Here is an 8,346-nt window from a genome sequence, read left to right as displayed (position 1 = left end):
TCAAGAAGGTAAATTGTGGATGTTACAGTGCAGAGTTGGAAAGAGAAACGGTCCTGCCGCAGTTAAAATGGCAATGGACATGATAAAAGAAAAACTTATTACAAAAGAAGAAGCTGTACTTAGAGTTTCTCCTGCACAATTGGATGAATTATTACACCCTATTATAGATTCTAAAGCAGAAAAAGGTGCAAAAGTTTTGGCAAAAGGTCTTCCTGCAGGTCCCGGAGGAGCTAACGGTCAAATAGTATTTTCTGCAGAAGATGCAGTTGCTTGGGCAAAGAAAGGTAAAAAAGTTATTCTCGTCAGAGAAGAAACTAACCCTGAAGATGTTGAAGGTATGAGAGCAGCTCAAGCCGTATTGACAGCCAGAGGCGGTATGACCTCACATGCTGCACTTGTTGCAAGAGGATGGGGAAAATGCTGTATAGTAGGATGTGCAGATGTTGCTGTTGATTTGGCAAAGAAAACAATGACAATCGGCGCAAAAAAATTTAAAGAAGGCGATTATTTAACACTTAACGGAACAAAAGGTTTTGTATATGAAGGAGCATTGGCAATGGTTGATGCTACCGAAAATAAAATTTTGTTCGATTTCTTAAAAGTTTGCGATTCTATCAAGAGACTTAAAATCAGAACAAATGCGGATAACCCTGCAGATGCCAAAAAAGCAAGAGCTTTCGGTGCCGAAGGTATCGGCCTTTTCAGAACGGAACACATGTTCTACGGTGAAAATTCGGAAAAACCTTTATTTGCATTAAGAAAAATGATTGCTTCAGCCACAACGGAAGAAAGAAAGAAAGCTTTGGACGAAATGTTTCCTTATATGAAAGACAGTATTAAAGGAACAATGGAAGCTATGGACGGATATGCGGTAACAATCAGATTATTGGATCCTCCGTTGCATGAATTTATCCCGAGAGAAAAAGCTCAACAGGAAATAATTGCTAAGAGTTTAAAAATTTCTTTGGATGAATTCAGATCAAGAGCGGAAGCTCTTCACGAATCCAACCCTATGATGGGGCACAGAGGAGTCCGACTCGGTGTTACATATCCTGAAATAACCGAATATCAGGTTAGAGCAATATTTGAAGTTGCGGTTGAACTTTTGAAGAAAGGCAAAAAAGTTCATCCTGAAATAATGGTTCCGGTTGTATGTACGGATAACGAATTGAAACTTCAAAAAGCTATAGTTGAAAAAGTTCACGCGGAAGTTTTGGAAAAAGCAAAAATTAAAAAACTTGACTATTCTTTCGGAACAATGATAGAAATACCGAGAGCTGCATTAACGGCAGACAAATTGGCAAATGTAGCGGAATTCTTCTCATTCGGAACAAACGATTTAACACAGATGAGTTTCGGTTTCTCAAGAGATGATGTCGGTGCTTTCTTAGGCGACTATCAGGAAAAGAAAATATTGGCTGCAGATCCTTTCCAAACAATAGACCAGGAAGGTGTCGGCCAATTGATTAAGATGGGTCTTGAAAAAGGTAGAAAAGTAAGAAAGGACATGAAAATAGGTATTTGCGGTGAACACGGCGGAGAACCAAAATCGGTTGAATTCTGCGATTCCATCGGAATGACTTATGTTTCCTGCTCACCTTTCAGAGTTCCTATAGCAAGACTTGCGGCAGCACAAGCAGTTGCAAAACAAAAAAAGAAAAAATAAGTTTTAATAAATTTTGGGGGCGGAACAGCTGTTCCGCCCCCAAGAGGTTTTATGTTTTCTAAAACTAAATTATTATTTTCTTTTTTTATTCTGTTTTTATCTTCTTTTGTCTATGCACAAACACAACGGTTACCCGCAACTGAAACAATAAATTTGCCGGCAAATCAAAATATTCAGGTATTTTCATATAAGCAAAAAGCATTTCTTGCTTTTGCCGTAACGGGTACCGAAATTTCCCCAAATAATTCAATAGGGCTTGCTTCACAAACGGAATTTCAATTTTATCAACTTAATAAAAATGTAAAAATAAAACAATGGGAATTAAAAATTACTGATAATAATTCTAAAGAAATATTTATTTCTTCCGGAACCGTTTTCCCGGATAAAAATATAATTTGGAATGCAACTTTGGAAAACGGTAATGTTGTTGAAGGTAAATTTAAATATTTTTTTAAAATTATTATAAATAAAAAAGAAGAAATCGGACTTGACGGAACAATTACCGTTGACGGTACTTTACCTTATGTTTTGTTGCAAACAACAATGGATACAATTGTAATTTCCGAAGACAAATTATTAAAGGAATTAATTTTAACACCTAATATCGGTGATGAAAGCGGTATTGATTTTGAAAAAACAAATTTAAAAATAGTAACGGAAAAAAATATTCCGGTTAAAACATGGAAATTAAAAAATTTAGAATTTCAAAACATTGTATGGGACGGTAAAGATGATATATATAACGAATTTGTTTTTCCGGGGCAGTATAAGGCGATACTTACGGCTTATGACTTGATGGGAAATTATAATGAAGTTCATCAAAATATAACGGTTTTAAAATGTGATGTTAAAGGTGAAATTTCGGATATAGTTGTGAAAGAAGAACCGAGAGGTCTTCTTGTAGATTTATCAAGCGTGATACTTTTTTCGTCCGGAAGTTTTACAATAAATGAAGATGCCGTTCCGTTATTGGAGCAAACGGTAAAAATATTAAAAGCATATCAGGCAAATAAAGTTTTAATAGAAGGTTATACGGATGACAGTGAAACAAAAGACCCGTTAACATTGTCTTATAACAGAGCACAGGCGGTATATACTTATTTAACAAAGGAAGGTATTCAGGCAGACAGGTTACAGGCCGTGGGCTACGGGCAGGAAAATCCCATAGCTTCAAATAAAGATAAAAAAGAAAAAATTAAAAACAGAAGGGTTAATATTATTATTTTGAAAAAAGAAGAACATGATGAAAATAATTCGGATGAGCAGGTAACCGAAGAAACTGATGAAATTGCCGATACTCTTTAGTTGTTATATAAGCCAGCATTAAGCTGAAAATTTGAAAAGCAAATTTTTTTTAGTATAATAGGAATGTTATTCTTATAATTTATCGGGAGACTGTATGAAACACGTTTTAAGTTTTATGATGGTAGTAATGATGTTTTTTGTATTAAGTGCTTGTAAGCAACAGGATGAAAATGTAATTGCAAATGTCGGCAGTGAAAAAATAACGGAAGAAATGTTTGTTGAAAGGGTAAATTCCGCACCTCCGGCATACCAAGCTTATGTAAACAGCGAGCAGGGTAAAAAGCAGTTTATAGATTTATTGGTAAGAGAAAAATTAATTATTGAATCCGCCAAACAGGCAAAAATAGATAAAAGTCAGGAATACAAAGATTCACTTAAAGCTTTTGAAGAGGAACAAAAAAAACAATATGCCGACTATCAGGACGGTTTAATGATGGAAATATTCTTAAAAAATTTACAAACAACATTAAACCCTACGGAAGATGAAATAAATAAATATTATCAGGAACATAAACAGGATTTTACAAATCCTGTAGCTGTTGTTGTAAAACATATTTTGGTGCAGTCTAAAGAAGATGCCGAAAAAGCACTTGAAAGATTAAAAAATAAAGAATCGTTTGATAAAGTTGCACAGGAAATGTCTACGGACAGAATATCGGCACAAAAAGGCGGTTTGATAGGTCCTTTTAAGAAAGGCGAGTTAATTCCCGCATTTGAAACGGTTGCGTTTAATTTACAAAAAGGTGAAATTTCGGATATGGTAGAAACTCCTTTCGGAATACATATTATTACAAAAGTGTCCGAACAGGCATTACCTGCAGTTTCCGAAGAAGTAGCAAAAGAAGAAATAAAAAGAATATTGGAAAAACAAAAAATTGAGGATTGGTTTGAAAATACAAAAAATAAATTGAACGTAACAATAGATTACAACAAATTAAATTCAATACAGGAGGAACAGTCCGAACAACAAGAAGAACAAAAAGAAGAAGGTTTAAATAATTTGGATGTTGAATAAAAAGGAGATTCTAAAAATGAAAAAAATTTTAGTCGGTTTATTTTGTATTTGTGCAATAGCATGTTTTTCAATAGCGGAAGAAACAGCAGGTGACAAAACTTTGGCAGTTGTTAACGGTGAGCCGTTAATGAATTCCGAATTTGTTAAAATTGCCTCACCTATCATAGAACAACAAATGCAAATGACTCCGGTTGCAGAACAAACCGAAGAACGTCTTAACAATTTAAAAAATCAAATTTTAAATCAAAAAATAGATCAAATGCTTTTGATACAGGAAGCTAAAAAAGCAAAAATTAAAATTCAAAAAAGAGAAGTTAACGATGCCGTTAACCAAATAAAAAAGAGATTTGCAAACGATGCGGATTTTACTTCGGAACTTAAAAAAGAAGGCATTACTTATGCTCAGTTTGAAAAAAGAATAGAAGAACAATTAATGAGTATGAAATATGTTGAACAATCAATGAAAAATAAAGTACAACAACCTACAGAAAAAGAATGTAAAGCTTTTTATGACAATGTTCGTAAACAAATGAGAGGAGAAAAAGTTGACGCTGCCGATGACCAAAAGGATTTAATAAATAATGTTGCCGTTTTATTAAAAAGAATGTCTTCGGAACAATTAAGAGTAAGACAGATATTTATAAAATCTCCAAAAGGTTCTTCGGCGGAAGAACAAAAAGCAGCTTCCGCAAGAGTTGCTAATGTAAAAAAAGAATTGGCTAAGAACACTTTGAGTTTTGCGGATTTATCGGAAAAATATTCCGAAGATGAAGCTTTAAGACAAAGAAAAGGTGATATGGGTATTATAGTAAAAGGCGATTTGGCAAAACCTTTGGAAGATGCCGTATTTAAATTACATGTAGGCGAATGGACTAAAGAACCTATAAAAAGCGATTACGGTTATCATTTTTTCAGAGTTGAAGAAAGAAAAGCAAGTACAAGTTTTGTTTATGACGATGTAAAAAAAGATTTGATGGAAGTTTTGTATCAGCAAAACACAAAAAAAGCTTATGATAAATGGCTTGAAAGTATAAAATCAAAAGCAACAATAAAAATAAATCAAACCTGGTAATATGAAACCGAAAGTAGCAATAACAATCGGTGATCCTGCAGGTATAGGGCCGGAAATAGTTTTTAGGGCTGTAAATTCTTTGAAAGTTCAAAGGGTTTGCAGCCCTTTTGTATTCGGTGACAAAAAAGTTATTGAAAAATATTTCAATATAAACGATTCAAAGTGCCAATTTTATTTTACATCAAATTATAAATTCTCAATTAAACCGGGCAATCCTTCAAAGCTGTCGGGTTTAATTGCATATTCTGCAATTGAGCATGCAGTTAAAATGTGTTTGGAAGGAAATTTCAAATGTATTGTAACGGCACCCGTTTCAAAAGAATCGTTTAAACTTGCAAAAACGAAATATTTTGCACATACGGAAATTCTTGCGGATTTAACGAAAACAAAAAAGTTTTGTATGATGATGATATGTAATGATATAAATTCGGTTATGGTTACAAGGCATTTACCGGTCAGTGAAATTTCAAAAAAACTTACCGTAAAAAACATTATGGAAACGACTGAAATTTCTGCAGGTTTGATTGAAAAAATGTTAAAAAGAAAACCTAAAATAATTTTTTCTTCCTTAAATCCTCATTGCGGTGATAACGGTTTGTTAGGAAACGAAGAAAAGCAAATCATAATGCCCGCAATAAAAAAATTAAAAGCAAAAAAATATAATATTGCTGATTTGTTTTCCTGTGATGTTGCATGGTCGAAAATGCTTGCAAATAAATATGATTTAATGGTTTGTATGTATCACGACCAAGTTATGACCCCGTTAAAAATTATCAATAAAAATAAAATAGTTAATTTAACGGCCGGATTGCCTTTTATAAGAACTTCTCCCGGGCATGGAACGGCATTTGATATTGCGGGTAAAAATAAAGCAGACGAAACTTCAATGATAGAAGCAATAATAACGGCAGTAAAATTCGGTAAATAATTAAAAATTTACATTTCTTTTCTGCCGGCAATTGCACGAGATATTGTAATTTCATCGGCATATTCAATATCTCCGCCGACCGGCATACCGTAACCCAAACGAGAAACTTTTATACCGAGCGGTTTAATTATTTGTGCCAAATAAACGGCGGTAGTTTCTCCTTTCGAGTCCATATCGGTAGCAAGTATAACTTCTTTAACTTCTCCTGTTTTTAACCTTGCGAGTAATTTGTCAATTCTTATATCTTTGGGGCCTATGGCATCAAGCGGCGATAATGCACCGCCCAACACGAAATAAAGTCCGTTAAAATCTTTAACTTTACTTACGGCTATTAAATCCTGCGGTGTTTCAACAACACATAATATTTCTTTGTTTTTTGAAATATCCGAACATATCGGGCATGGGTCGGATTCGCTTAAATTGTAACAAATAGAACATACTTTAACTTTTTGCCTTGCTTTTTGTATGGAATCAATTAAGTAATCGGCTTCGGTATCGGAAAGTTTTAATATATGGTAGCATAACCTTTCGGCCATTTTAGGCCCGACGCCGGGTAACTTTTTTACAACTTCTATCATTTTTTCTACAGCTTGCGGTCTATTCATCTTTATCTTCTACCGAATCGAAAATTTCTTGTTTTGCCTCTTTTTTTACTGCACGTGCGGAAAATTTTTTAGCAATGTTTTCAATTCTTGTCGGAATTGCTGTTTTTGCGGTTTCCTTTAAATCTTCGGATACTATAAATTTTTCTTCATGTATATCTTCGTGTTGTTGAACTTCTTCATGAATAACTTCACCGGCAATATTTTCTGCATTATCTTCTTTTAAAACAAAATTTATCGTAATTTCTCTGCCTAATTTCCTTGATACAAGGCGCCTTATTTCTTCGTTATAATCTTTTGACATATCGTAAGAATATTTGTTTGTAAAACTTATCTGCAAAGTATTGCCGTCAATAACTTTTATTTCGCCTTTATTTATGCTTTTTGCGGTCATCGGATGTTTTCTTGAAATTTCGGCAATTGCCTGTTTACATAACGACAATAAGTCATAATCAACGGAGTCCGCCATTGCCATAACTTCAACATGTTCATGCTGTTCATGCTCGAAGGATAAATTTTCAGCCGCAGTATTAGCCGGAAAAGTTTGCAAATGTTCGGCTTTCGGCATATTAACGGATAAATTTTTAATTTGTGAAATTAATTCTTTAACCGAATAATACGGTTGTGCCATTTTTAAAAGATATATTTCAAGCAAAATTCTGGGCTGATCGTAATTTTTCATCTGTTCCAAAACTTTTGAAAGTAAATTTCCCATTCTTACGAACTGTGCCGATGTAAAAAGTGTTTTTTGTTTATCGTAAAGTTTTTTATCCGTTGTGGCTATATCGATAATATCGGGGCTTATCGAATACACCATAAGCCGGCGTATATAATCACGTAAATCTTTTGCAAACTGCAAAATATTATAACCCTGTTCATAAACCTGCTTACAAGTTTTAAGAAGATTGCTTTCATTGCAAGCGGCAATATCTTCAACGGTTTTTGCAATAATTTCTTTAGGCAACAAACCAAGCAAATTACGCATATATTCGGTTGTAATTTGCCCTGTTGAAGACGAAAGTGCCTGGTCCAATAAACTTAAAGCGTCCCTCATTGAACCGCCGGAAGCATTAACTATAATTTCAAGTGCTGCAGGTTCTATAGTAAAATTTTCTTTTTGGGCTATATTTAAAATTGCTTCGGAAATTTCTTTTGAAGACAACAAACGAAACCTGTATTTTTGACATCTTGATAAAATTGTTATAGGTACTTTGTGAAGTTCGGTTGTAGCCAAAATAAAAACCACATGTTCGGGCGGTTCTTCCAAAGTTTTAAGTAAAGCATCAAAGGCCTGTTTTGTTATTTGGTGAACTTCGTCTATAATGTATATTTTGTATTTTGACGACATCGCTCCGAATTTAACATTGTCTCTTAATTCCCTTATTTCGTCTATACGGTTATTTGATGCACCGTCTATTTCAAAAACATCCAAACTTTGGTTTTTACTTATTTCCAAACAATTTTTACAATGTCCGCAAGGTTCGGCGGAAGTTCTTTCCAAACAATTAAGTGCCTTTGCGAAAATTCTTGCCATGGTTGTTTTTCCGGTTCCTCTGGGACCGCTGAATAAATAAGCATGTGCAACTTTGTTTTCCGCTATTGCATTTTTAAGTGTTTGTGATATATGTTCCTGCCCGACAACTTCGGAAAATGTCGTCGGTCTGAATTTCCTTGCCAAAACCAAATAAGACATAATGTTCCCTTTTGTTAATGCAGAATGTAAAATATTTAAAATCAGTAATTTGTTAATTATATCAA

7 protein-coding genes are annotated in these 8,346 nt (G+C 33.9%); 5 read left to right on the top strand and 2 right to left on the bottom strand.

Features of this window, described 5'->3' with window-relative positions; genetic code table 11:
- The 5 genes from ACMUOV_RS06070 to pdxA all read left to right on the top strand — a co-directional run.
- Positions 1 to 1,666 (top strand): putative PEP-binding protein (locus tag ACMUOV_RS06070; protein WP_413854215.1); only part of this gene is annotated, 1,666 nt, incomplete at its 5' end.
- A 51-nt stretch (positions 1,667 to 1,717) separates the two neighbouring features.
- A complete protein-coding gene (locus ACMUOV_RS06065; RefSeq protein ID WP_413854214.1) occupies positions 1,718 to 2,971 on the top strand; it encodes an OmpA family protein in 1,254 nt (417 codons plus the stop codon).
- Between the two features lie 94 nt (positions 2,972 to 3,065).
- The gene (locus ACMUOV_RS06060; RefSeq protein ID WP_413854213.1) at positions 3,066 to 3,986 is read left to right on the top strand and encodes a peptidylprolyl isomerase; all 921 of its coding nucleotides are present in this window, start codon (positions 3,066 to 3,068) and stop codon (positions 3,984 to 3,986) included.
- A gap of 16 nt (positions 3,987 to 4,002) precedes the next feature.
- A complete protein-coding gene (locus ACMUOV_RS06055) occupies positions 4,003 to 5,058 on the top strand; it encodes a peptidylprolyl isomerase (protein ID WP_413854212.1) in 1,056 nt (351 codons plus the stop codon).
- A gap of 1 nt (position 5,059) precedes the next feature.
- The gene (gene pdxA, locus ACMUOV_RS06050) at positions 5,060 to 5,986 is read left to right on the top strand and encodes a 4-hydroxythreonine-4-phosphate dehydrogenase PdxA (protein ID WP_413854211.1); all 927 of its coding nucleotides are present in this window, start codon (positions 5,060 to 5,062) and stop codon (positions 5,984 to 5,986) included.
- Between the two features lie 8 nt (positions 5,987 to 5,994).
- On the opposite strand, the gene recR is transcribed toward pdxA, so the two are convergent.
- Positions 5,995 to 6,591: a recombination mediator RecR gene (recR, locus tag ACMUOV_RS06045; RefSeq protein ID WP_413854210.1), complete on the bottom strand. Its 597-nt coding sequence runs from the start codon at positions 6,589 to 6,591 to the stop codon at positions 5,995 to 5,997.
- Positions 6,584 to 8,281 (bottom strand): DNA polymerase III subunit gamma/tau, encoded by a 1,698-nt coding sequence (gene dnaX / locus ACMUOV_RS06040; RefSeq protein WP_413854209.1) that lies wholly within the window; start codon positions 8,279 to 8,281, stop codon positions 6,584 to 6,586. Before dnaX ends, recR begins: the two co-directional genes overlap by 8 nt.
- Positions 8,282 to 8,346 lie beyond the last annotated feature (65 nt).

Source organism: Candidatus Ruminimicrobium bovinum (assembly GCF_902760015.1).
In the GTDB taxonomy this organism is placed as follows: Bacteria; Elusimicrobiota; Endomicrobiia; order Endomicrobiales; family Endomicrobiaceae; genus Ruminimicrobium; species Ruminimicrobium bovinum.
The sequence above is the reverse complement of the archived record's forward strand: the minus strand, read 5'-3'. Positions and strand labels throughout refer to the sequence as shown.

Bases quoted from the DNA above. Each gene is read 5' to 3' on its own strand.
- ACMUOV_RS06065 (WP_413854214.1), top strand. From the start codon at position 1,718: ATGTTTTCTAAAACTAAATTATTATTTTCTTTTTTTATTCTGTTTTTA.
- ACMUOV_RS06060 (WP_413854213.1), top strand. From the start codon at position 3,066: ATGAAACACGTTTTAAGTTTTATGATGGTAGTAATGATGTTTTTTGTA.
- ACMUOV_RS06055 (WP_413854212.1), top strand. From the start codon at position 4,003: ATGAAAAAAATTTTAGTCGGTTTATTTTGTATTTGTGCAATAGCATGT.
- pdxA (WP_413854211.1), top strand. From the start codon at position 5,060: ATGAAACCGAAAGTAGCAATAACAATCGGTGATCCTGCAGGTATAGGG.
- recR (WP_413854210.1), bottom strand. From the start codon at position 6,591: ATGAATAGACCGCAAGCTGTAGAAAAAATGATAGAAGTTGTAAAAAAG.
- dnaX (WP_413854209.1), bottom strand. From the start codon at position 8,281: ATGTCTTATTTGGTTTTGGCAAGGAAATTCAGACCGACGACATTTTCC.